Genomic DNA, 24415 nt, shown 5'->3' on the forward strand with positions numbered 1-24415 from the left:
GTCGCAGGGCCCGTCTAGGGTTGAGGCATGCGAATCGCCACGTGGAACGTCAACTCCATCCGCACCCGCGTCGACCGCGTCATCGCCTTCCTCGAACGTGGTGACGTCGACGTGCTCGCCATGCAGGAGACGAAGTGCAAGGACGAGCAGTTCCCCATGGCCCGCTTCGAGGAAGCCGGGTACGAGGTCGCCCATCACGGGCTGAACCAGTGGAACGGTGTCGCGATCGCCTCGCGCGTCGGCCTCGAGGACGTGCAGATCGGCTTCGAGGACATGCCCGGCTTCGGCGACCCCATCGCGGCGGAGGCCCGCGCCATCGCCGCCACGTGCGACGGGGTGCGCATGTGGTCGCTCTACGTGCCGAACGGTCGCGAGATCGGCCACCCGCACTACGAGTACAAGCTCGACTGGCTCGCCGCGCTGCGCGCCGACGGCGAGAAGTGGCTCACCGAGAACCCCGAGGCGCAGATCGCGCTGACGGGTGACTGGAACATCGCGCCGAGAGACGAAGACGTCTGGGATCCGGCGTTCTTCGAGGGCAAGACGCACGTGACGCAACCCGAGCGTGACGCGTTCCAGGCGATGATCGACACAGGCTACGCCGACGTGGTGCGCCCGCACACGAACGAGCCGCGCACCTACACGTACTGGGATTACACGCAGCTGCGTTTCCCCAAGAAGCAGGGCATGCGCATCGACTTCGCCCTGTGCTCCCCCGCCCTCGCCGGGCGCGTCCAGGGCGCCGTCATCGACCGCGACGAGCGCAAGGGCAAGGGTGCGAGCGACCACGCGCCCGTCATCGTGCAGCTCGACTGACAGCGTCTTGACTGACGAGTCGGCTGGCAGCGTGACGGCGCACGGTGCGATCAGCCGAGCCCAGCTGCGTCAGTCCGTGTCGTTCGAGTCAGTCCTGCGTGACGCAACCGGCACTGACTGACGCAGTGGCGGCGCGAGCAGCGCCATCACGCGCCGTCGGCTGTGTCGGTGCGCGATGGCGGCGGTCGGCCCCGTTAGGTTGGTGCGGTGAGCACTGTGGCAGAGGTGGACGTCGTCGTCGTCGGCACCGGTTTCTCCGGGATCGGCATGGCCGTGGCGCTGCAGGACGCCGGCCGCAGCTTCGTCATCCTCGAGAAGGCCGACGAGATCGGTGGCACGTGGCGTGACAACCGTTATCCCGGTGTTGCCTGCGATGTGCCGAGCCACCTGTACTCGTTCAGCTTCGAGCTCAACCCGTACTGGTCGCACACCTATTCGCGCGGTGACGTCATCCAGGACTATCTGCTCGCCGTCGTCGAGAAGTACGAGCTGCGCGAGCACATCCGCTTCGACACGGCGCTGCACGCCGCCGACTTCGACGAGTCGAGCGGCGTGTGGACGATCGCGACGCACTCCTCGGACGGTTCGACGCACACCGTCACCGCCCGCGCACTCGTGCTCGGCGTCGGTGCGCTGCACCTGCCGCACATCCCCCTCATCGACGGGCTGCACACGTTCGCCGGCGAACTCATCCACACCGCAGCCTGGCCTCGCGACAGTTCGATGTTCGGCCGCCGCGTCGGCATCATCGGCACGGGCGCCTCGGCTGTACAGTGCATCCCGGCGCTCGCCGAGGACGCCGAGCACCTCACCGTCTTCCAGCGCAGCGCACCGTGGATCATGCCGCAGCGCAACAGCGAGTACTCCGACGCGACGATCGACCGCTTCCGGCGTCACCCCGCGCTCATGCGGGCCCATCGGGCTGCACTGCGCCGACGCAACGACCTGCCTGCCGTCGCGTTCGACAGCCAGCCGCGGCTGCTCGAACTCGCCTCCCGCGAGGCCCGACGGCACCTGGCCAACCAGATCAAGGATCCGCAGCTGCGCGAGAAGCTGACCCCCACCTACACGATGGGGTGCAAGCGCGTCCTGCTGTCCGACACGTACTACCCTGCCCTCGCGCGCGCCGACGTCGACGTCGTGACCGACGACGTCGTGGGCGTGACGCCCGACGGCGTCGTCACCGCCGACGGAACCCTGCACGAGGTTGACGCCCTCGTGCTGGCCACCGGCTTCGACCCCCGCGGCTCGTACGCCCACCTCGACATCACCGGGCGTGACGGCCGCTCGTTCGCCGAGGAATGGCAGAACGGTGTCGAGTCCTATCTCGGCGTGACGATGGCCGACTTCCCCAACCTCTTCATGCTGCTGGGGCCCAACACGGGCCTGGGGCACACGAGCGTCGTGCTCATGATCGAAGCGCAGATCGCCCACGTCATGACGCTGCTCGACGAACGCGATCGCCGAGGCGCCCACGCCGTCGAGGTGCGCCCCGAACTCGTGCCCGCCTTCACGCGTGAGATGCGCGAACGCAGCGGTCGCTCGGTGTGGACGCAGGGCGGCTGCACCTCCTGGTACCTCGATGACGACGGCGAGAACCGCACCCTGTGGCCCGGCGGGGTCGGCGAATACGAACGGCGCCTCACCGAGCCGTCGGCCGTCGACTTCCTCTTCACCTGAGCACACCGGCGAGCCGGCCGGAGTCGTTCGCCTTACCTGCGCTCCCGCGCCTTGTCATGCGCGAACGAGAGCCCGGCTACCGTCGCCCGATGCCGGCGAGTTGCGCCTGACGATGGCGCTCCCGATGAGTCATCCGCTCGAGGACGAGTTGCTCAGGCGTCCGACGGTTCTTGGCCTGCTGGAACGAGACGGCGTAGATGAGCGGGCCCACGACGGGCAGGACGCCGACGAGCAGGGCCCAGCGGTACATGGCGTCCTCGGTGTCGGCGACGAGACTCGGCCACTTCTTGAGGCTGCGGGTCGCCACGATGGCACCGGTGAGCCACAGCGCCGGGGCGACGACGAAGAGCAGGACGGCGACGACGACGAACCAGTGGATGAACGTCGCGAGCGCCTCCGCGTTGGGATCGTCCGCGACCGCGAGCACACCGTGAGTTGCGAAGATAGTCATGCGTCGACGGTAGGCATGTCACGGGGTGTGCCGTCGGCGCCGGCCGCAAACCCTGTGGACGAGGGTGCAGGACGGCCGCGGAAGGCCGCGCAGCCGTCATCGTCCACAGCCGTCGGCGCCCCTGCGTCACCCCACGGGGTTGCCGGGGCGCCCCCGGCGCGGCTCAGCCAACCACGTCGCCGGGTTCGATCTGCTCCCCCGGCTTCACGACACCGCGCACGGTGGCACCCGCGCCGATGACGGCGATGTCCGCGTCCCGCGCCTTGGTGGCCGCGGGGGCTGCCCCCACGCGCGCATCCCGGCGCACCGCGACGTCGACGTCGACGATTGCGGTGCGCACCTCGGCACCCTTCTCGATGACCGTGCCGTCGAGCACCACCGCATCCTCGACGACGGCCCCCGCGCGCACGATCACGCCGGGCCCGAGCACCGAGCGGCGCACGGTGCCGGCGATGTCGCACCCTGGCGACAGGTAGGACGCGTCGACGACGGCCCCTTCGCGCACGCGCGCCGCGCACTTGTTCGTCGCGAGGGTGCGCATCGGCCACGCCTCGTCGTCGAAGATCGGCACGTCACCACGCACGAGGTCGCGGTGAGCGCGCAGGTAGGTCTCGGGCCGGCCCATGTCCATCCAGTACCCCTCGAGGGCATGGGTGCGCACACGTCCACGCGCGACAAGCGTCGGGATGAGGTGTTCGGCGAAGTCGCCGAGACCGGTGTCGTCCTCGTCGTCGGCTTCAGGGCGCGTCGCCTTCTCGGCTTCGTCGAGGGCGTCGAGCAGCGCTGCCGTGCGGTAGATGAAGACCTCCGCGGAGATCGTTCCGTGGGCCGGGTCCTCGGGCTTCTCGTCGATGCGGGTTACCTTGCCGGTGGCGTCGCTCGTCACGACAGCCTTGTTCGACGCCTCCGTCACGGGCACCTCGGTGGTGACGATGGTGAGGTCGGCGCCCTTGGCGAGGTGAGCGGCGACGACGTCCCGCAGGTCGAGCGTGAACACCTGATCGGCGCTCAGCACGACGGTCACGTCAGCGTTCTCGTCGGCGATCTGATGACGGATGCGGTACAGGTCGTCCGCGTTGCCGGTGGCGAACCCACCCGTGCGCGCGGCGTCGATCTCCTCGGGCACGATGCGGCGGAAACCGCCGTCGTTGCGGTCCAGATCCCAGGGGCGTCCGTGCTGCAGGTGCTTGTCGAGCGTGCCCGCGCGGTACTGCACGGAAACCCAGACGCTGGAGATGCCCGAGTTGACGAGGTTCGACATGGCGATGTCGACGAGCTGGTGCGTGCCGCCGAACGGCAGCGCCGGTTTCGCGCGGTGCGTGGTGAGCACACCCATCCGTGAGCCCTTACCTCCGGCCTGGACGATGGCGAGCACGCGCGGAGCGTCGGTCAGGGGCATGTGAGCGGCCATGCCGCCATCCTGCCAAGGCGACCTCCCCGCGTCGAGCCGGCGTCGCATCCTGTGTTCATGACCGCCCCGCCGCACACCCCGCACCGGGCACCTCGCGTCTCACGCGGGAAACTCATGCCTCCCGTCGTGGGGCGTCAGCGCTCAGCGCCTCGAGGGTGCCGGTGCCGTCATCAGCCGCGCCGGTGAAGCCGAGCTGACGCCATGCCTCATACGCGACGACGGCGACCGCGTTGCCGAGGTTGAGGCTGCGGTTGTCGGGGCGCATGGGGATGCGCAGTCGCTCGTCAGCGCTGAACGTCGCGAGGAGATAGTCAGGCAATCCTGTTGCCTCGCAACCGAAGACGAGGACGTCGTCGTCACGGTAGTCGACGGCGTCGTACCGTCGCCGGGCACGCGCCGTCAGCGCGAGCCACCGCCCGGGGCAAGCGGCGCGGGCCGCGTCGACGTCCGCGTGCACGTGGACGTCGGCCAACTCGTGGTAGTCGAGCCCGCCGCGGCGCAGCAGGCGGGCGTCCATCGAGAAACCGAGCGGTTCGACGAGGTGCAGGCTCGCGCCGACGTTCGCGGCGAGGCGGATGATGTTGCCGGTGTTGGGCGCGATCTGCGGCGCGACGAGGACGATCTGCACGCCCGCGAACCTACCAGCGTCACGTCATGTACTGCGGCGCCTCTTCGCGCAGGTCGATCTTGCGGATCTTGCCCGTCACCGTCATCGGAAATTCATCCATGACGCGCACGTAGCGCGGCACCTTGTAGTGGGCGAGCTTGCCGTCGCAGTAGGCGCGCAGCGATTCGACCGTCAGCGGCTCCGCGCCGTCGACCATCCGGACGCATGCCATGAGTTCCTCGCCGTACTTCTCGTCGGGCACGCCGATGACCTGTGCGTCGACGATGTCGGGGTGGTTGTAGAGGACTCCTCGATTTCTCGCGGGTAGATGTTCTCGCCGCCGCGGATGACCATGTCCTTGATGCGCCCCGTGATCGCGACGTACCCGTCGTCGTCCATGGCGGCGATGTCGCCTGTGTGCATCCAGCCGTCGACGATGGCTTCGGCGCTCTTGTCGCCCTGGTTCCAATAGCCGAGCATGACCGAGTACCCCTTGGTGCACAGCTCACCCGGCTCGCCGCGCTTGACGGGCTCGTACGTGACGGGGTCGACGACCATGACCTCGAGGTGCGGGCCGACGCGCCCGACCGTCTGCGTGCGCTGCTCGACGGTGTCGTTCTTGCGTGTCTGCAACGACACGGGCGAGGTCTCCGTCATGCCGTAGCAGATGGAGACCTCCTCCATATGCATGCGCTCCATGACCTGACGCATGGTGTGCTCGGGGCATGGCGAGCCGGCCATGATGCCGGTGCGCAGGCTCGTCAGGTCGTAGCGGTCGAAGTCGGGCAGCGCGAGTTCGGCGATGAACATGGTCGGCACGCCGTAGAGGCTCGTACACCGTTCGTCTACCACGGTCTGCAGGGTGAGGGCGGCGTCGAAGCCGGGCGCGGGGATGACCATCGTCGCGCCGTGCGAGGTGCAGGCGAGGTTGCCCATGACCATGCCGAAGCAGTGGTAGAACGGCACGGGGATGCAGACGCGGTCCTCGGCTGTGTACGAACAGAGTTCGCCGACGAAGAAGCCGTTGTTGAGGATGTTTCGGTGACTCAGCGTCGCGCCCTTGGGGAAGCCGGTCGTGCCGCTCGTGTACTGGATGTTGATGGCGTCGGTGTTCTTCAACGTCTTCTGGACGGCGGCGAGGCGCTCGCGTCCGCCCTCCGCGGCGAGAGCCTTCGCGCCCGCGTCGGCGAGGTCGCTCCACGACGTCTCGCCGATGAGAACGACGCGCGCGAGGTCGGGGCACTCGCCGCGCACCTGCTCGATCATGCGCGCGTAGTTGCTCGTCTTGAACTTCGGGGCGGCGATCAGTGTCGTGATGCCGGCCTGGCCCAGCACGTACTTGAGTTCGTGGCTGCGGTAGGCGGGGTTGATGTTGACGAGGATGGCGCCGATCTTGGCCGTCGCGTACTGGGTGAGCGTCCACTCGGGGCAGTTGGGCGCCCAGATGCCGACGCGGTCGCCCGTCGCGACGCCGGCGTCGAGCAGGGCCAGGGCAAGTGCGTCGACGTCGTGGAGGAACTGCGTGTACGTCCAGCGACGGCCGCTCACCACGTCGACGAGCGCCTCACGATCGGGATGTGCAGCGACGGTCGCGTCGAGGTTGTCGCCGATCGTCTGCTCGATCAGAGGCGATTCGGGCGCCCCACGCGTGTGGCTGAGCGTCGGGTCGAGGTCGTTCTCGAGGGTGTCGGTGGCGGACATCGGCTCTCCTCCGGTCGCGTCATCCGTGACTCGCATCACAGGATTTTAGTGAACCACATCACACCGTCTCGGTTAATGGTTCTTAACTGAATTTCTCGACGGGCGGAACGACCCGGCTTCACCCAGCAGGGCGCAGCGCCGCGAGCGCCATCGCGCGCAGGACGGCTCGGGTGCGTTCGCGGTGAGCTTCGACCGCGGTCTTCGTCCTGCCGGTCGAGTGCGGCGTCGAGTTGAGCGCGCCGAAGCCGGCGTGGGCCTTGATGCGGGCCTCGTCGTCGCTGAGAGAGGGGTCGACGTCGCGCAGCACACCGACCCAGATCTCGACATATTGGCGCTGCAGCTGCCGCACGTCGCGACGAGCGGCTGCGTCGAGGCTTGCGAGATCGCGGCCCTGCACGCGGATGAGCGCCGGCTTGGTCAGGGAGAAGTCGATGTGGAAGTCGACGAGGTTCTCGAGCGCCTCGTCAGCCGTGGCGGCGTCAGCGACGACGCGCGAACCGTTCTCGAGGAGATACCGGCTGATGCCGACGAGCAGTTCGGCGAGCACCGCTTCCTTGTTCGCGAAGTGGCGGTAGACGGCGGGGCCGCTGATGCCGACCGCGCTGCCCAGGTCTTCGAGACGCACCCCCGCGAGCCCACGCTCGGCGATGAGGCCCGCAGCGGCATCGAGGATCTGCTGACGCCGGGCAGCCTTGCTGCGCTCCCGGGCCGTCAGCTCCGCGCCTGCCGCGACGTCGAGCGCCATGCGAACCCCCGTGGGCGAGAGACAGATACCAACGATTGAGTTAATCACAATGAACTGAGTGTGGTTGACCTCGACGGACTCCTCATGGCGCACCAACGCAGGCAGTCACCCAAAGAAGTCACCTCGCGAACCCCCGCGAAAGATACGAAACCCTCCATCTTGGCCGCATGCGCAATCTGAAGATTTGCTCCGTGGCGGCTGCCCTCGCCCTGTGCGGCTGTTCGTCAGAGGTCAAGAACACGAACGACGCCCCTGGCAGCAACACCCCCGCCTCGTCGGCCTCGTCAGCCGCCGGGGAAGGCACGACACCTCAGACATCCAGCTCAGCGACCTCTACGTCATCTGACGAAGTCAACAGCAAGACCAAGCCCTTCGGATCCACGTTCACGTGGGACGACGGCGTCGCGATCACCATCTCGAAGCCTCAGCCCTTTCAACCGTCTCCCTACGCAGCCTCTGACACCAAGTTCAAGAAGTTCGTCATCGTCGATGTCACGTTGAAGAACGGATCTAAAGAGCCCTACAACGCCATGACGCTCACGACCACAGCCACGAGCGGAGATAAGCAATCCGACGGGGCCTTCGACACCGAGAAGGGCGTTGATCTGCCCACCGCTGACATTCTCCCCGGCAAGACGCTCACTTGGAAGCAGGCCTACGGTGTCGACGCCACGGGCGACCTCGTCATCGCGGTTGAAAACGGCTTTGGCAACGCAAAGGGCTATTACAAATAGGACAGCGCCCCGACGGGGTTGGACAAGATCACTGCGGCGGCGCTGATCATCACGGTACAGCCGCCTCTCATACGGAACTACTGCGGCGCCCCGTGAACTCGGAAGGGGACGGAGGGCCTCAGCGTCCGTTATCCCGGTTCATCCTTAAGCCACCACATCGGCGCAAGCCCCGGACATGAGAGGTCCCTGCCGTGCGTGACGAGTTGGACACAAGCATGACCAGCGAGACTTAAGCCAGGGAACTCAGCCTAAGGTCGATCTATGAACAAGACCAGCCTCCTCGCCCTGACCGCGGTCCTCGCCCTCGCCGGTTGCTCGAGCAACGACACCGACAAGGCCGAGGACGCCGCAACCAGTGCTGCGTCGCAGGCCACGAGCGCGGTGGCGAGCGCAGGCTCCGCAGCATCGAGCGCAGCCGGCGATGCCAGCTCCAAGGCCGTCGGGGCACAGGCCGAGCCGTTCACCATGCCCGACGAGACCGGCAAGACCTTGCAAGCCGCGCAGGACGACGTGCAGCGGGTCTCCGGCAACCCGCTCTACGTCTCGCACTCGGACGACGCGCTCGGCACGAGCCGCCCCCAACTGCTCGACAAGCACTGGAAGGTCTGCTCACAGACCCCTGCGGCCGGAACCGAGGTCAAGGACGGCGTCGACGTGCGGTTCAAGACCGTCAAGCTCGACGAAACCTGCCCCTGACGTAGCGTCGCCGACGCCACACGTTGTCGCGCCTCAGGGGCCTCGCGACGCTCCCTCACACGCGACGCTGGGCGCCGCATGGGCCGACCACCCTCATTGGCTCCGCTCAGACGCCACGACGGGGTGCGCCGGCCGCCACCCCAGGCGCGCGAACGGCTCAGGGTAGGTGATGACGCCGCGCGGTCCGGCGTGTGCCTGGCTTTCAGCGTCACCGTCGCGCCCCCAGCCGTCCGCGAGAGGACGCGCCTGGAAGAACTCACCCCATGACGGGTCTGCGCTGATGCCGAGATCCGCAGCCGGCACGAAACCCAAACGCGCGTGATAGCCCGGCCCACCCAGCAGGACGATGACGCTCGCGCCCGCCTGGCGAGCAGCGCCCAGAGTCGCCCCCATCAACCGTGACCCGATGCCCTGCCCCTGCCTCGACGGCTCGACCGACAACGGCCCCAGCCCGAGCGTCGGCGCCCCGTCGAGGTCACCCCCGGTCGCCATCACGTGCCCGACGATTCTGTCCCCATCGAGTGCGACGAACGCGAACCTCGGGTCGTACGAAGCCGATTCGCGAAGCCAGCCTACGAGCGTCGCCTCACCGGGAGCCCGACGCACCGGCGACGGCATCGACGCCGACGCCAGACTCGACGCCTGCGCCGCGCTCTGGTCGGACGACCCGCAGGCCGCACCCCCGAGCGTCACGACGAGCGTCGCTCCCGCTCCCACAGCCGCCCGTCGCCACGACTGAGCATGATTCGTGAATTCATCCCTGCGAGTCATCAGATCCCCCTGGTCCCCCGCGGCCGTCGCAGCCTCGACGGCCGCCGCCAACCGGCCGCGCACATGCGCACCTCACTCACCAGGACGCTCGCCTCGCCGACTCGTAAAGCCCTTGGCACGAATGCGACACGGACGGTTGACGACGCCAGCCGCCACAAGCGGCCCACCGCCCACCGCTCACTGCGACGACTCCCGCCACGTGCTCGGGCGAGGACACCCGGGCAGACCTCCCCGCTCACCACACTTGAGTTAATTGTGATTAACTGAATGCGCGAGTGGCGCAGGTCACGTGATCGCTCGCACCGACCCGTCCCACCGACGTCACGGGGTGAGCGAACGCATGGCCTTCGACCAAGCCGCCAACCGAGCCGAGCATCTGCGCCTGCTCGACGATCTGAACGACAAGCTGGCCCGCGCTGCGAAGGGTGGCAGCGACAAGTCGCGCGAGCGCCACGTCGCCCGCGGCAAGCTGTTGCCGCGCGACCGCGTCGAGACGCTGCTCGATCCGGGCAGCCCGTTCATCGAGCTCGCGCCCCTCGCCGCCGACGGCATGTACGACGACGAGTGCCCCGGCGCCGGCGTCATCGGCGGTATCGGCCGCGTCGAGGGTCGCGAGTGCGTCATCGTCGCGAACGACGCGACCGTCAAGGGCGGCACGTACTACCCGATGACGGTGAAGAAGCACCTGCGCGCGCAGGAGATCGCGCGCGAGAACAACCTGCCGTGCATCTACCTCGTCGACTCCGGCGGAGCGTTCCTGCCCAAGCAGGACGACGTGTTCCCCGACCGCGACCACTTCGGCCGCATCTTCTACAACCAGGCGACGCTGTCGGCGAAGGGCATTCCACAGATCGCCGCCGTCATGGGTTCGTGCACCGCCGGCGGCGCCTACGTGCCCGCGATGAGCGACGAGACCGTCATCGTGCGCGAGCAGGGCACGATCTTCCTTGGCGGCCCGCCGCTGGTGAAGGCTGCGACGGGCGAGGTCGTCACGGCCGAGGATCTCGGTGGCGGCGACCTGCACTCGAAGGTCTCAGGCGTCACCGACCACCTCGCCGATGACGACCACGACGCGCTCATGACGGTGCGCAGCATCGTCAGCACGCTCGGGCCGAAGCCCGAAACCCCTTGGCGCACCGTGGAACCGCGCGACGCCGTGCATGATCAGGAACGCCTCTACGACGTCGTCCCCGTCGACCTGCGCACACCGTACGACGTGCACGATGTCATCGAGACGATCGTCGACGCCGGCGAGTTCCACGAGTTCAAGGCCGAGTACGGCAAGACGCTCGTCACCGGGTTCGCGCACATCCACGGCCACCCCGTCGCGATCATCGCGAACAACGGCGTGCTGTTCGGCGAATCCGCGCAGAAGGGCGCGCACTTCATCGAGCTTGCCGACAAGCGCAAGACGCCGCTGCTGTTCCTGCAGAACATCACCGGTTTCATGGTGGGCCGCGAGTACGAGGCCGGGGGCATCGCCAAGCACGGCGCGAAGATGGTGACGGCCGTCGCCTGCGCGCGCGTACCGAAGTTCACCGTCGTCATCGGCGGCAGCTACGGTGCCGGCAACTACTCGATGTGCGGGCGCGCCTACTCGCCGCGATTCCTGTGGATGTGGCCCAACGCGCGCATCAGCGTCATGGGCGGTGAACAGGCCGCGAGCGTGCTCGCGACGGTGCGCGGCGACCAGCTCGAAGCCGCCGGCACCCCGTGGAGCGACGACGACGCCGAGACGTTCAAGGCCCCGATCCGCGAGCAGTACGAGACGCAGGGCAACCCCTACTACTCGACCGCCCGCCTCTGGGACGACGGCGTCATCGACCCCGCCTCCACCCGCGACCTCGTCGGACTCGCCCTCGAGGCCTGCTCCGGCACCGACCTGCCCGACGTCAGCTACGGCGTCTTCCGGATGTGAGTGAGATGACCTCGAACACGACCTCCGCCCCCGACACGAACGTCGAGAAGCGCGACATCGCAACGGTTCTCATCGCCAACCGCGGCGAGATCGCCGTCCGCGTCATGCGCACGCTGCGCCGCATGGGCATCCGCAGCGTCGCCGTCTACACCGACGCCGACGCGAGCGCGCTGCACGTGCGCGAAGCCGACGTCGCCATCAACCTGGACCGTCTCGACGTTGCGCGCGGTGACGCCAGCGCCCCGGTTCGCACGAACTACCTCAGCATCCCCGCCGTCATCGAGGCGTGCCGCATCAGTGGCGCCGACGGCGTGCACCCGGGCTACGGGTTCCTGTCGGAGAACACCGCGTTCGCGGCTGCGTGCGAGGAGGCGGGCATCGCCTTCCTCGGCCCCGGCAGCCGCGCCATCGAGACGATGGGCGACAAGATCACGGCGAAGACAGCCGTCAGCGCGTTCGACGTGCCCGTCGTGCCCGGCCTCGCCCGATCCGGCCTGAGTGACGACGAGCTCGTCGCGGCCGCGAGCGAGGTCGGTTTCCCCGTCCTCATCAAGCCGAGCGCCGGCGGCGGCGGCAAGGGCATGCACGTCGTCGAGCGTGCCGAGGACATGGCCGACGCCGTCGCGCGCGCCCGTCGGGAGGCCGCCTCGAGCTTCGGCGACGACACGCTGTTCCTCGAACGGTTCGTGCTGCGCCCGCGGCACATCGAGGTGCAGGTCATCGCGGACAAGCACGGCAACGTCGTGCATCTCGGCGAGCGCGAGTGCTCGCTGCAGCGCCGTCACCAGAAGGTCATCGAAGAGGCACCGTCACCGCTGCTCGACGACGCCACGCGTGCACGAATCGGCGAAGCGGCCTGCAACACAGCACGATCCGTCGACTACGTCGGTGCGGGGACGGTCGAGTTCATCGTCAGCGCCGACGCGCCCGACGAGTTCTTCTTCATGGAGATGAACACGCGCCTACAGGTCGAGCACCCCGTCACCGAACTCGTCACCGGCCTCGACCTCGTCGAGTGGCAGGTGCGCGTGGCCGCCGGTGAGCCGCTCGGGTTCACGCAGGACGACGTGACGCTGACGGGCCACGCCATCGAGGCGCGCGTGTACGCCGAGGACCCGGCGCGCGGCTTCCTACCCACCGGCGGCGAGGTCATCTCGCTGTCCGAGCCGACGGGCGCCGGGGTGCGCGTCGACTCGGGGTTGCGCGTCGGCACGATCGTCGGCAGCAACTTCGACCCGATGCTGAGCAAGGTCATCGCCTACGGCCCCGACCGCGCGTCCGCCCTGCGAGGCCTCGACGCGGCGCTGGCGAAGACGCACATCGGCGGCGTCGTGACCAACATCGATTTCTGCCGCTTCCTGCTCGCCGACCCCGACGTCATCGCCGGGCGCCTCGACACCGGCCTGCTCGACGCGCGCGTCGCCGACTACGTCGCCACCCCCGCGCCCGACGGCGTGCTCGTCGCCGCAGCGTCGGCCTCGTTGGGGCTCGCCGGCGGTGGCGACCTGTGGGCCGGGCGAGACGGATGGCGCACCGGCCACAACAGCCCGCGGCGCGCCCGCTTCGCCGTCACCGACCCGAGTGAGGATGCCAGCGGCATCGTCGAGGTCGCCCTCGTGCATCACCGCGACGGTGATGACGTCACGATAAGCCGCGACGTGCCCGCCTCCGTGACGGCGGCCCGCGGCGACGGGGAGACAACGCGGCTCGCCGTCGTCATCGAGGGCGAGGAGACCGACGGCACAACGCGATTCGTCATCGACGCCGATGGCGAACGCCGCACGTACCGAACGGCGATCTCGAGCGACAAGAGCAGTACCCGCACGGTCTGGGTCGACTCACCCGACGGGACGTTCTCGCTCAAGGAGGCACCACACGTCAGCCTGCGCGCGTCGGCTGCGGCCAGCGCGGGTGGTGACATCACGAGCCCGATGCCGGGCGCCGTCATCGCCGTGCAGGTGGCCGATGGTGCCGAGGTGTCGGCGGGCGACGTCGTCGTCATCGTCGAGGCGATGAAGATGGAGCACTCCCTCACCGCACCGATCGACGGCACCGTCGAGATTCTCGCCCCCGCAGGCACTCAGGTGGCCGTCGACGAGGTGCTCGCTCGCATCACACCGCCCGACGCCTCCTGACCCCATCCCTCTGCATCCCACCCCACTCTTTCCGCCTCTTCAGCCCTTCGCCGAGCCCTGACCCCCCGCCGAGCCTTGACCCTCTGCGTGCAAGTGCACCCGGGTTCACTTGCACGCAGAGGGGGTAGACGCCCACACACCCGTAGGAGACCGCCATGACCGACTTCATCGCGCAGGGAAATCTGCCCGACGAGTACGCCGACCTCGCGAAGGGTGTGCGTGACTTCGCGCAGCGTGTAGTCGCGCCTGTGTCGGCGCAGCACGACAAGGACCACACGTTCCCGTACGAGGTCGTCTCCGGCATGGCGGAGATGGGCCTGTTCGGCATCCCATTTCCCGAGGAGTTCGGTGGCATGGGCGGCGACTACTTCGCCCTGTGCCTCGCGCTCGAGGAACTCGCGAAGGTCGACCAGAGCGTCGCCATCACCCTCGAGGCGGGCGTCGGGCTCGGCGCGATGCCGATCTACCGCTTCGGTTCGCAGGAGCAGAAGGAACAGTGGCTACCGATGCTCGCGTCCGGTGAGGCGCTCGGCGGCTTCGGTCTGACGGAGGCCGGCGCCGGTTCTGACGCGTCCGGCACGCGCACGACGGCCAAGGAAGACGGCGACGAGTGGGTCATCAATGGCTCGAAGCAGTTCATCACCAACTCGGGCACCGACATCACGAAGCTGGTGACGGTGACGGCGGTGACGGGCGAGTCGCAGACAGCTGACGGGCGCGTCAAGAAGGAGATCTCGACGATCATCGTGCCGGCGAACACGCCGGGTTTCACGGCTGAGCCCGCCTACGACAAGGTCGGTTGGAATGCCTCCGACACGCATCCGCTGTCGTTCTCGGACGTGCGCGTGCCGAGGGCGAACCTGCTCGGCGAACGCGGTCGCGGGTACGCGAACTTCCTGCGCATCCTCGACGAGGGCCGCATCGCCATCGCGGCCCTGGCGGTCGGTGCGGCGCAGGGATGCGTCGACGAATCGGTGAAGTACGCAAAGGAACGTCAGGCGTTCGGGCACGCGATCGGCGAGTACCAGGCCATTCAGTTCAAGATCGCCCGCATGGAGGCGCGGGCTCACACGGCGCGTTCGGCGTACTACAACGCCGCGGCACTCATGCTCGCCGGCAAGCCGTTCAAGAAGGCCGCGTCGATCGCGAAGATGGTCGCGTCGGAGTCCGCGATGGACAACGCCCGCGACGCCACGCAGATCCACGGCGGCTACGGCTTCATGAACGAGTACGTCGTCTCGCGTCACTACCGCGACTCGAAGATCCTCGAGATCGGCGAGGGCACAACCGAGGTGCAGCTCATGCTCATCGCCCGCGAACTGTCCTTGTGACCCACGATGTTGCCCGGGTTTCGGGGCGCAGGCGCCCCGAAACCCGGGCAACATCGACTCGACGAAAGATCGACTCGACGAAAGATCGACTCGACGAAAGGCCGTCATGCCCCTTCCTGAAACACCCCAAGACGCCTCGAGCGACGACGCCGCTACCGGCCCCGAATCGGGCGAGCGACAGCCCAAGCGCATCACGCAGCGGGGACTGTGGTTCGAGGAGTTCGAGGTCGGCGCGATCTACGAGCACCGCCCCGGACGCACCGTCACCGAGGCCGACAACGTGCTGTTCACGACGTTGACGATGAACACGCAGGCCCTCCACCTCGACGCCGACTACGGAGCGGGGACGGAGTTCGGCGAGCGCCTCGTCAACTCGATGTTCACGCTGTCGACGCTCGTCGGGCTGTCGGTCGCCCAGCTGACGATGGGAACGATCGTCGCGAACCTCGGGTTCAGCGAGATCAGCTTTCCCAAGCCGATGCGCCACGGTGACACGATGTACGCCGAGACGCTGATCGAGGACAAGCGCGAATCGAAGTCGCGCCCCGGCCAGGGCATCGTCACGCTGCGGCACGTCGCGAAGAACCAGCACGGTGACGTCGTCGCCGTCGCGGTGCGTCAGACGCTCGTGAAGTGCGCGCCGTCGGCCTGATGCACACCTGGTGACGGTTGGGGTGGATGGGGACGTTCGGACGTCACCATCCACCCCAACCGTCACCGTCTACCGACCGGAGGAACTCATGGACACAAGCACCTCGTGGACGATGCCGGGGCCGGGCTGGCTCTTCTGCCCGGCGGACCGCCCGGAGCGCTACGCGAAGGCCGCTGCGGCGGCGGACGTCGTCATCCTCGATCTGGAGGACGCCGTGAACCCGGCGGACAAGCCCGCGGCACGTCAGGCCCTCATCGACGCATTCAATTGTGACGGCGCACCGGACGTCGAGACGATCGTCGTGCGCGTCAACGCCGCGACGACGGACGAGTTCGCCGCCGACCTCGTCTGCCTGGAGCAGCTACCCGTCCGTCGCGTCATGCTCGCCAAGACCGAGACGCGCGCCGACGTCGACGCGCTGCCAGACCACGACGTCATCGCCCTCATCGAATCTCCTCTGGGTGCCGTCAACGCCGCCGAGATCGCTGCCGCCCCGAACGTCGCCGGGTTCATGTGGGGCTCCGAGGACCTGACGGCGGGCCTCGGTGGGCGCCGCAGTCGCCTGGCCGACGGGAGTTACCACCCGATCGTTCAGCAGGTGCGCGGCAACGTCCTGCTGGCCGCGAAGGCGCATGGCTGCTTCGCACTCGACTCCGTGTTCATGGACATCGGCAACCTCCTCGCCCTGCGCGCCGAGGCCGATGACGCCGTCGCCATCGGTTTCGACGCGAAGGTCGCCATTCACCCCAAGCAGGTCGCCACGATCCGCGACGCCTACGCCCCGGCCGATGAGCAGATCGACTGGGCCACGCGCCTCATGGACGCGGCGAAGCACGAACGCGGCGTGTTCACGTTCGAGGGACAGATGGTCGACGGGCCGGTGTTCAAGCAGGCCGAGCAGATCCTGCGACGCGCGAACTGACCGCGCTACCGCGAAACGGGCCAGGACCCCGAGCATTGATGATTCGCTCGCCGAACACGGTCGCGGTGGTCGGCGAGCCTGCACTCAACTTTCGACGCGGCGTGAACCGATGACCCGGCGCCCCAGGAAGAAGAACGCCAGCACCGCCGCGACGAGCGCCGCGATTCCTGCGCCGACGAACACGGTGTGCACCTGCACGACGCCCGCGTCACGCACGGTCTGCTCGCTCGTATGAGCGGCCTTCTGCATCTCGACGCTGAACTGGTGCAGGCCGATCGCCGTCAGCAGTGCGAGGCCGACGACCATGCCCATCATGCGGCCGACGACGACGAGTGCCGACGTCACGCCGTGCGCGTCGTCGGGCGAGTCGGCGAGCGCCGCGTCGTTGACGGGCGCGATGGCGAGGCCGATGCCGAGGCCCGCGACGGCGAGCACGAGCGTCGAGATGACGACGCCGCCGAGCGTGTCGCGCCCCCACGTACTCATCGCGAGGATCGCGGCCCCGGCCATGATGAGACCGGGAGCGGCGACGAGGGCCGGCCCCACGCGGCGCAGCAGGAACCCGCCGAGGAACGCCCCGATGGGCACGGCGACGAGAAAGCGCAGCAGGACGAACGCGGCCGCCGTCTGCGAGTCCGTCAGCGTCAGTCGCGCGAGGACCGGGATCTCGACGACGATCGCGACGAGTGCCGTGCCGACGAGGAACGACACCAGTAGCGCGACGGGCACCCGACCCGCCAGGACGCCGCGTTCGATGAGTGGTCGCCGCGCCGTGCGATGACGGATGACGTACCCGACGAGCAGCACCGCCGCCACCGGCAGCAGCACGTATCCGGCGGGGCTGAGCACCTCCTTCGAGGTATCAGCCGCGGCGAACGCCCACACGATGCAGGCGAGCGCGCCCGTCAGCAGCACGGCGCCGGGCAGGTCGACGGCGCGTAGCCGCGGCCACCAGATCCGTGCCGTCAGCGCGATGCCCAGCACGAGGACGCCGAGGCCACGCAATGCGATGGGCGTCGCCATGCGCGAGGTGTAGCCGTCGTACGGGACGAACGGCAGGCCGTAGTCGACGTCGGAGGTCAGTCGCTCCGGCGCCCACAGCGCGAGCAGGACGATGAGCGTGCCGACGAGCAGCGCCAGCCACCCCAACCATCCGACGATGCGCGCCACACGCCCGGGGCCTGACGACGCAGCAGCGACGCGGTGCGCGCCGTCGCCAGCCGCGGATGTCGACGCGCCGCGTCCGCCCACCGGCTCAACGCCATCACCCACTTCGGGGACCTGCGCGCTCGTCCGTCGCCCCAGCACACCGATCGTGACGGCGAGCACGACGGCCGCTGCAGCGTTGACCCAGAAGATCGCGCGCCACGACCACACGGCGAGGATCGCGGCGCCGAGCAGTGGGCCGAGCACCGACCCCACTTCCTGCACCGCCGACACCATCCCGAGCGCCATGCCCCGTCGCCCGCGCGGCAGCAGATCCGCGACGAGGGCCAGCGTCGCGGGCACGAGCCCGCCGCCACCGATGCCCTGGATGACGCGCCCGCCGACGATGACGGGCAGGCCGACGGCGAGCGCCGTCACGACGCTGCCGAGGCCGAACAGCACGAGGCACCACAGCAACACGCGTTGGCGCGAGACGAGGTCGGACAACCGGCCGATGAGCGGCAGCACGGCGATGTAACCGAGCAGGAAGCCCGACACGATCGGCGTCGCCCGTTGCAGTTCGTCGATGCCGAGGCCGACGCCCGCCATCATGTCTTGCAGCGCGAGGACGACGACGTACGTGTCGGCCGCCGTCAGCAGGACGGCGAGTGCCGCCGTCGCGAGCAGCGCCTTCGAACGGGTGGCGATCGCCGGAACGTCGGCGTCGGGCGCGGTGGCAGCGGTGAGCGTCATGGGTCGTCGAGGTCTCTCGCGTCGGGGGTCAGTCGGCGGCCGGGTGCGTCACGAGCAGGGGTGAATCACCGGCAGGCACGGTCACGGCTGCTTGATCTCGACCTTCTGGTCGTACTTGGAGATGTCGATCGTGTACGTCGCGTCGGCCGAGTCGAAGAACGGGCCCGTGATGATCATGGTGCGCACCTCGTCGGAGTCCGTGAGGCCGACCTCGACGGTGTAGTCGCCGCGCGTCTTGCCGAAACCCATCGCCTTCGCGGCGCTCGGGCCGTCGAGCGTGCCCTTGTACGTCGTCACCTTCTCGCCGCCGACGAGCTTCTCGCCCGAACGCTTCATGTCCTTGCTCATGAGCGGCATCGCCGGGATGCCACTCGTCGCGTTGAAAAGCGACGTCGGGGACGGCACACCGAGCGACTTGAGGTTCACCGTCAGGTACTTGGGCGAGAAGCTCGGCTTCACCCAGTTCTTGTCGCCGATGCTGATGATGCCGGCCTTGATCTCGTTGCCCTGCGTGCTCGCCGTCACGTCACCCTTGAACGCGGCGGGCGAGTTGACGACGTCGCCCTCCCCCGCCTTGAGCGCCGGTTCGTCCTTCGGCGCGGCCGAGCACGTCACCTTCGTGTGGTACCCGGACGTCTTGCCGATCTTGTCCTGCGCGGCCTTGAGACGCTTCGTCACGTCCTCGCCGCTGGAGGCGTTCGAATCGGACTTCTTCGCCGACGAGCACGCCGTCAGGGCGACGCTCGCGAGCGCTGCCGTCATGACGCTGCGGCGCGTGGGCATGTGGGAGGTCATGAGCTCACCTGTCCGTCGGGGGTCGTGAGCGGATGCTCACCTGTCGTTGTGACGCAGCCTATGCAATGCAGGTTCCGAAACGGGGCGGTTCACCGTCTCCGGGTGTGTTTGAGTGGGTCGCGTGAACCACGAATTCGCCCGCACCACCGTCACCGCCGCCGACGGCGCGCGCCTCGCCGTCTTCACCGCCGAGCCGGCCGATCTGGCGCCCGACGCGCCGACCGTCGTCATGTCCCACGGCTGGACACTGAGCCACCGCTCGTGGGAACCCGTTGCGCAGCGTCTGCTCGATCGCGGCGGCGTGCGAGTCGTGCTGTGGGATCAGCGCGGGCACGGCGACTCGACGTTCGCCGGTGGCCGCATGCGCCCCGGCGACGAGACCGTGCGCGCGCTCGGCGAGGACCTCGCGAGCGTCGTCGCCGAGACGGCACCGGAGGGATCACCGGTCATCGTCGCGGGTCACTCGATGGGCGGGATGACGGTGATGGCGTTCGCCGGGCTGCACCCGGGGCTCCTGGGTGAGAAGGTCATCGGCGCGGTGCTCGTCTCGACGTCGTCAGGGCAGTTGCGCGGCTTCACCGTCCCCGGCGAGAAGTGGATCGTCAAGGCGCTCAAGCACGTTCCGCTCCGCCCGGGCCGTCTCGTCACCCTCGCCTCACAGCGCCGCGGCGGCTTCGGCATCGACCCGCGCGACGAAGACGTCCGGGCCGCGCGCGACCAGATCGCCGCCACGCGCATCTCGACGAGCGGCGCGTTCTACACCGCGCTCATGGCGCACGACGAACTCGCCGCGCTGGCCGCGCTGAGCAAGGTGCCCGTGCGCATCCTCGTCGGCTCGCGTGATCTGCTGACGCCGAAGCGCCACTCCATCGCTCTCGCCGAGGCCATGCCCGACGCTCACCTCGACATCGTGGACGGCCGGGGCCACATGCTGACGTACGAGGAGCCCGACCTCGTCACCGACGCCATCGGCGACGTCATCACGCAGGCCGGCGCGAACGATCAGGGCTCTGCCGTCACGTCCGCGTGACGCCGGGGCCATCGTGCGCCTGCCGCGGCCACGTCGGCGTCCCGCTCAGGACGCCTGAGCGCGGCGCCCCCGCGAAGGGGACGCCGCGCTCAGTCATGTGCGCGAGGTGGCGGCTCAAGCGTCGCGTCGCGGGACGACGATCATCGGCACGGGCAGCGACGAGAGCATGCGCGTCGCAGCGGAGCCGAGGAAGGTGCGTCGGTTCTGCGCGAGCCGGGACGAGCCGACGCACAGCGCCGTGCGCTCGTCCCAGTCGATCTTCTTGACGGCCTGCTTGAGCGAGCGGCCCTGACCGACGACGGTCGTGACCTCCGCGCGGTCACCGACGCGCTTGGCTGCGTCGGCGAGCACGCGCTCGGCCTCATCGAAGCCGTCGACGTGGAACTGCTTGTCCTGCTTGAGCGAGACGAGCGAGATGAGCTGCAGCGGCAGGCCGACGCGCTTGATCGCGTCTGCGGCCTCGATGGCGACCTGGTGCGCGCCGGGGCGCGGGCCGATGGCGGCGGACAGCGACGAGAGCGAGTCGAACTTCACCTTGCGGTAGTTGCGCGGCGCCATGGCGATCGGGACGGGGCTCGAGTGCAGCAGGCCGCCGACGATGGCGTTCGTCGCGACGGGCTGACCCGCGCCCGAACCGGCACCGATGACGATGGCCTGCGAGCCGAGCTGCTCGGCTGCGGCGAGGATGCCCTGCGTGATCGACTCGCCGTAGACGACGTGCGTCTCGACCTCGACGCCCTCGCCCACCGACTTCGCGGCCGTCTTCAGCCAGCCGGCCGCCTCGCGTCCGACCTCCTGCTCGAAGGTGCGGTCGCCCGCGGTGACGGTGAAACCGTTCGTCTGCTGGAAGACGACGTACACGATGTCGAGCTTCGCCTCGAAGGTGCGCGCGAGCACGGCGCCGAGCTTGAGGGCGTCCTCCGAACGCTTGTCCCCACCCCAGGCCACGAGGTAGCGCGTGCCAGGAGTCGTCACTGCAGGTGTGTTCTCTGTCATACGTCAAATCTACCTGCCCCGATGCCGTGCCATCAGCGCCGCGATACGAATGTGACCGAAACTCGCAAGGGTGGACGAAAATCGCAGAAGGGGACGGGAACCGCAGAGGGGACGCGCGAAACGGGCCGGACACCGTGATCGGTGTCCGGCCGTTTCAGTGTGCGGTTCACTGCTCAGGCAGCTGTCGCGACGATCAGCTCTCGACGCCCGCGTCGGGCTCGACCCTCTCCGACACGATGCGCAGACCCGTCACCGGAGGCTCGACGCCCTCCGGTGCCGTGACGCCATCCGGCAGCTTCAGCGCCGCGCCACGTTCGACGTCGATCGTCACCTTCTCGCCGTCGAGCACCTCGCCGGCGAGGAGTGCACGAGCCAGACGGTCGCCGATCTCCTTCTGCACGAGGCGACGCAGCGGGCGCGCACCGTACGCCGGGTCGTACCCCGTCTCGGCGAGCCACTCGCGCGCGGCCGGCGTCACCTCGAGGGTGATGCGGCGATCGGCGAGCCGCTTGCTCAGCGACGCGACCTGCAGCTCGACGATGTGCGACAGCTCGTCCCGCGTCAGCGGGTCGAAGATGACGATCTCGTCGAGACGGTTGAGGAACTCGGGCTTGAACTGCGCGCGCACCGCACCCATGACAGCGCCATGCTTGGCCTCCGGCGCCATCGTCGGGTCGACGAGGAACTGGCTGCCCAGGTTCGACGTCATGACGAGGATGACGTTGCGGAAGTCGACCGTGCGGCCCTGCCCGTCCGTCAGGCGCCCGTCGTCGAGCACCTGCAGGAGGATGTCGAACGTCTCCGGGTGCGCCTTCTCGACCTCGTCGAGCAGCACGACCGAGTACGGGCGACGGCGCACGGCCTCGGTCAGCTGACCGCCCTCTTCGTACCCGACGTAGCCGGGAGGCGAACCGATGAGGCGCGCGACGGCGTGACGCTCGGAGTACTCCGACATGTCGATGCGCACCATGGCGCGCTCGTCGTCGAAGAGGAAGTCGGCGAGCGACTTCGCGAGCTCCGTCTTGCCCACACCCGTCGGGCCGAGGAACAGGAACGAACCGGTCGGACGATCGGGGTCGGCGATGCCGGAGCGCGAACGGCGCACGGCGTCACTGACAGCCTCGACCGCGGCCTTCTGACCGATGAGGCGCTCGCCGAGGAAGTCCTCCATGCGCAGCAGCTTCTCGGTCTCGCCCTCGAGCAGACGCCCGGCGGGGATGCCGGTCCAGCTGGCGATGACCTCGGCGATGTCGTCGGCGGTCACCTCGTCGGAGACCATCGGCGCCTCGCCGCCGGCCTTCGAGGACGTCGCCTCGGCTGCCTGCGCCTCGTCGAGCTGCTTCTCAAGAGCCGGGATGTCGCCGTAGAGCAACTTCGAGGCGTTGCCGTAGTCACCTTCGCGCTGCAGCTTCTCAGCCTGCGTGCGCAGGTCGTCGATCTGGGCCTTGAGATCACCGACCTTGTTGAGGCTGGCCTTCTCGGCCTCCCAACGCGCCGTCAGCGCGGCGAGCTGTTCCTCGGTGTCGGCGCGGTCGGCCCGCAGCTTCGCGAGTCGGTCGCGCGAGGCCGGGTCGGTCTCGCTCTCGAGGTGCAGTTCTTCCATGTTCATGCGGTCGACGCTGCGGCGTAGCTGGTCGATCTCGACGGGGCTCGAGTCGATCTCCATGCGCAGACGCGACGCGGCCTCGTCGATGAGGTCGATCGCCTTGTCGGGCAGCTGTCGGCTCGTGATGTAGCGGTCGCTCAACGTCGCAGCGGCGACGAGCGCCTGGTCGGCGATGGCGACCTTGTGGTGCGCCTCGTAGCGCTCCTTCAGGCCGCGCAGGATCGCGATCGTGTCCTCGACGCTCGGCTCACCGACGAACACCTGCTGGAAACGACGCTCCAGCGCCGGGTCCTTCTCGATGTTCTCGCGGTACTCGTCGAGCGTCGTCGCACCGACGAGACGCAGCTCGCCGCGCGCGAGCATCGGCTTGAGCATGTTGCCGGCGTCCATCGACGAGTCGCCGCCGGCACCCGCGCCGACGACGGTGTGGATCTCGTCGATGAACGTGACGATCTCGCCGTCGGAGTTCTTGATCTCCTCGAGGACGGCCTTGAGGCGCTCCTCGAACTCGCCGCGGTACTTCGCACCGGCGACCATCGCGCCGAGGTCGAGGGAGATGAGGCGCTTGTCGCGCAGGCTCTCCGGCACGTCCCCGGCGACGATGCGCTGCGCGAGACCCTCGACGACGGCCGTCTTGCCGACGCCGGGCTCACCGATGAGGACGGGGTTGTTCTTCGTGCGGCGGCTCAGCACCTGCACGACGCGACGGATCTCGCTGTCGCGGCCGATGACGGGGTCGAGCTTGCCCTCACGGGCGAGGGCCGTCAGGTCGGTGCCGAACTTCTCGAGCGCCTCGAACGTGCCCTCGGGCTCGGCGGAGGTGACCTTGCGGCCACCGCGCGTCGCGGGGATCGCCTGTTCGATCGCCTCCGCGTTCAGCGTGGAGAACTTGCCCGTGCGAGCGAGCGCGAGCAGCAGGTGGTCGGTCGAGGTGAACGCATCCCCCATGGCGCTCATGTCGCTGCGCGCCTTCTCGAGCACGTTGAGCAGCTCACGGCTCATGCCGGGCTGGCCCACGCTTGCACCCGAGCTGCTCGGGAACGTGCGCAGGTCGGCCTCGGCCTGCGCGATGACTGCCTGCGGAGTGGTGCCCGTCGCCTCGAGCAGCGGGCCTGTGGTCGTGTCGGTCTGTTCCGCGAGCGCCTTGAGGAGGTGCGCGGGCTCGATCGAGGGGTTGCCGGCCGACTGCGCGGCCGTCACGGCGGCGGAGAGGGCCTCCTGCGCCTTCGTTGTCAGTTGAATATCCACTGCTGACTCCTTGTCGTTGAACGTCTTCTTGCTGCAATGCACGACGTTCGCTGACGGGCCCGGTGGCTCGACAGCGACCTCACCTTCAGTATGGCTGGTCGCGCATCTTCCTGTCAGGTACAACCGCAACAAAGTTGCGCGTATTCCACTCAACTCACGGGTACACACGAAGCTCATGAGTGTGTCCACACGGACGGCCCTCGTTTGATGACGGCGACCTCGAATGCACAACTGAGTGTGCTCAAAAAACGTTTCATCGCCTGGGGATCCA

At 68.5% G+C, this 24415-nt stretch carries 19 protein-coding genes and 1 pseudogene; 10 read left to right on the forward strand and 10 right to left on the reverse strand.

Annotated elements, in window-relative coordinates; genetic code table 11:
- Positions 1-27: 27 nt before the first annotated feature.
- Together HMPREF0321_RS10215 and HMPREF0321_RS10220 are read left to right on the forward strand one after the other, a co-directional pair.
- A complete protein-coding gene (locus HMPREF0321_RS10215; protein ID WP_006946080.1) occupies positions 28-816 on the forward strand; it encodes an exodeoxyribonuclease III in 789 nt (262 codons plus the stop codon).
- 207 nt (positions 817-1023) lie between these two features.
- Positions 1024-2496 carry an NAD(P)/FAD-dependent oxidoreductase gene (locus HMPREF0321_RS10220; protein ID WP_006946121.1) on the forward strand — a complete coding sequence of 491 codons (1473 nt, stop codon included), beginning with the start codon at positions 1024-1026 and terminating at the stop codon, positions 2494-2496.
- 76 nt (positions 2497-2572) lie between these two features.
- Here HMPREF0321_RS10220 and HMPREF0321_RS10225 read toward each other — a convergent pair whose 3' ends face one another.
- The 5 genes and pseudogenes from HMPREF0321_RS10225 to HMPREF0321_RS10245 form a co-directional block, all read right to left on the reverse strand.
- The gene (locus HMPREF0321_RS10225) at positions 2573-2947 is read right to left on the reverse strand and encodes a hypothetical protein (RefSeq protein ID WP_139023622.1); all 375 of its coding nucleotides are present in this window, start codon (positions 2945-2947) and stop codon (positions 2573-2575) included.
- 163 nt (positions 2948-3110) lie between these two features.
- Positions 3111-4358 carry a glucose-1-phosphate adenylyltransferase family protein gene (locus HMPREF0321_RS10230; protein WP_006946110.1) on the reverse strand — a complete coding sequence of 416 codons (1248 nt, stop codon included), beginning with the start codon at positions 4356-4358 and terminating at the stop codon, positions 3111-3113.
- Positions 4359-4470: 112 nt separating this feature from the next.
- On the reverse strand, positions 4471-4986 hold the full coding sequence (locus HMPREF0321_RS10235) for a tRNA (cytidine(34)-2'-O)-methyltransferase (protein WP_006946097.1): 516 nt from the start codon (positions 4984-4986) through the stop codon (positions 4471-4473).
- 19 nt (positions 4987-5005) lie between these two features.
- Positions 5006-6666, reverse strand: a pseudogene (locus HMPREF0321_RS10240) (AMP-binding protein).
- Positions 6667-6784: 118 nt separating this feature from the next.
- Positions 6785-7411 (reverse strand): TetR/AcrR family transcriptional regulator, encoded by a 627-nt coding sequence (locus HMPREF0321_RS10245; protein WP_006946248.1) that lies wholly within the window; start codon positions 7409-7411, stop codon positions 6785-6787.
- A 167-nt stretch (positions 7412-7578) separates the two neighbouring features.
- On the opposite strand from HMPREF0321_RS10245, the gene HMPREF0321_RS10250 reads away from it, so the two are divergent.
- Together HMPREF0321_RS10250 and HMPREF0321_RS10255 are read left to right on the forward strand one after the other, a co-directional pair.
- Complete coding sequence (locus HMPREF0321_RS10250) at positions 7579-8145, forward strand: DUF4352 domain-containing protein (protein WP_040014822.1); 567 nt, start codon at positions 7579-7581, stop codon at positions 8143-8145.
- Positions 8146-8406: 261 nt separating this feature from the next.
- Positions 8407-8841 (forward strand): lipoprotein, encoded by a 435-nt coding sequence (locus HMPREF0321_RS10255; protein ID WP_006946077.1) that lies wholly within the window; start codon positions 8407-8409, stop codon positions 8839-8841.
- Positions 8842-8934: 93 nt separating this feature from the next.
- On the opposite strand, the gene HMPREF0321_RS10260 is transcribed toward HMPREF0321_RS10255, so the two are convergent.
- Complete coding sequence (locus HMPREF0321_RS10260; RefSeq protein WP_006946247.1) at positions 8935-9558, reverse strand: GNAT family N-acetyltransferase; 624 nt, start codon at positions 9556-9558, stop codon at positions 8935-8937.
- A 394-nt stretch (positions 9559-9952) separates the two neighbouring features.
- On the opposite strand from HMPREF0321_RS10260, the gene HMPREF0321_RS10265 reads away from it, so the two are divergent.
- From HMPREF0321_RS10265 to HMPREF0321_RS10285, 5 genes are all read left to right on the forward strand, one after another.
- The gene (locus HMPREF0321_RS10265; protein ID WP_040014862.1) at positions 9953-11530 is read left to right on the forward strand and encodes a carboxyl transferase domain-containing protein; all 1578 of its coding nucleotides are present in this window, start codon (positions 9953-9955) and stop codon (positions 11528-11530) included.
- 5 nt (positions 11531-11535) lie between these two features.
- Positions 11536-13665, forward strand: a complete 2130-nt coding sequence (locus HMPREF0321_RS10270; RefSeq protein WP_006946200.1) for a biotin carboxylase N-terminal domain-containing protein — start codon at positions 11536-11538, stop codon at positions 13663-13665.
- A 155-nt stretch (positions 13666-13820) separates the two neighbouring features.
- Complete coding sequence (locus tag HMPREF0321_RS10275; protein ID WP_006946270.1) at positions 13821-14996, forward strand: acyl-CoA dehydrogenase family protein; 1176 nt, start codon at positions 13821-13823, stop codon at positions 14994-14996.
- 106 nt (positions 14997-15102) lie between these two features.
- Complete coding sequence (locus HMPREF0321_RS10280) at positions 15103-15648, forward strand: MaoC family dehydratase (RefSeq protein WP_006946184.1); 546 nt, start codon at positions 15103-15105, stop codon at positions 15646-15648.
- Positions 15649-15736: 88 nt separating this feature from the next.
- Entirely contained in the window at positions 15737-16570 is an 834-nt protein-coding gene (locus HMPREF0321_RS10285; protein ID WP_040014823.1) for a CoA ester lyase, read from the forward strand.
- An 84-nt stretch (positions 16571-16654) separates the two neighbouring features.
- Here HMPREF0321_RS10285 and HMPREF0321_RS10290 read toward each other — a convergent pair whose 3' ends face one another.
- On the reverse strand, positions 16655-18469 hold the full coding sequence (locus HMPREF0321_RS10290; RefSeq protein WP_006946211.1) for an MFS transporter: 1815 nt from the start codon (positions 18467-18469) through the stop codon (positions 16655-16657).
- Between the two features lie 81 nt (positions 18470-18550).
- Positions 18551-19264, reverse strand: coding sequence for an LppX_LprAFG lipoprotein (locus tag HMPREF0321_RS10295; protein WP_006946146.1), 714 nt, complete (start codon positions 19262-19264; stop codon positions 18551-18553).
- Between the two features lie 121 nt (positions 19265-19385).
- Here HMPREF0321_RS10295 and HMPREF0321_RS10300 point away from each other — a divergent pair, with 121 nt between their 5' ends.
- Entirely contained in the window at positions 19386-20294 is a 909-nt protein-coding gene (locus HMPREF0321_RS10300) for an alpha/beta fold hydrolase (RefSeq protein WP_006946120.1), read from the forward strand.
- Between the two features lie 114 nt (positions 20295-20408).
- Here HMPREF0321_RS10300 and HMPREF0321_RS10305 read toward each other — a convergent pair whose 3' ends face one another.
- Positions 20409-21290: a universal stress protein gene (locus tag HMPREF0321_RS10305; RefSeq protein WP_082740471.1), complete on the reverse strand. Its 882-nt coding sequence runs from the start codon at positions 21288-21290 to the stop codon at positions 20409-20411.
- Between the two features lie 193 nt (positions 21291-21483).
- Positions 21484-24144, reverse strand: a complete 2661-nt coding sequence (gene clpB, locus HMPREF0321_RS10310; RefSeq protein ID WP_040014867.1) for an ATP-dependent chaperone ClpB — start codon at positions 24142-24144, stop codon at positions 21484-21486.
- Between the last annotated feature and the right edge of the window lie 271 nt (positions 24145-24415).

Source organism: Dermacoccus sp. Ellin185 (assembly GCF_000152185.1).
Lineage (GTDB): Bacteria > Actinomycetota > Actinomycetes > Actinomycetales > Dermatophilaceae > Dermacoccus > Dermacoccus nishinomiyaensis.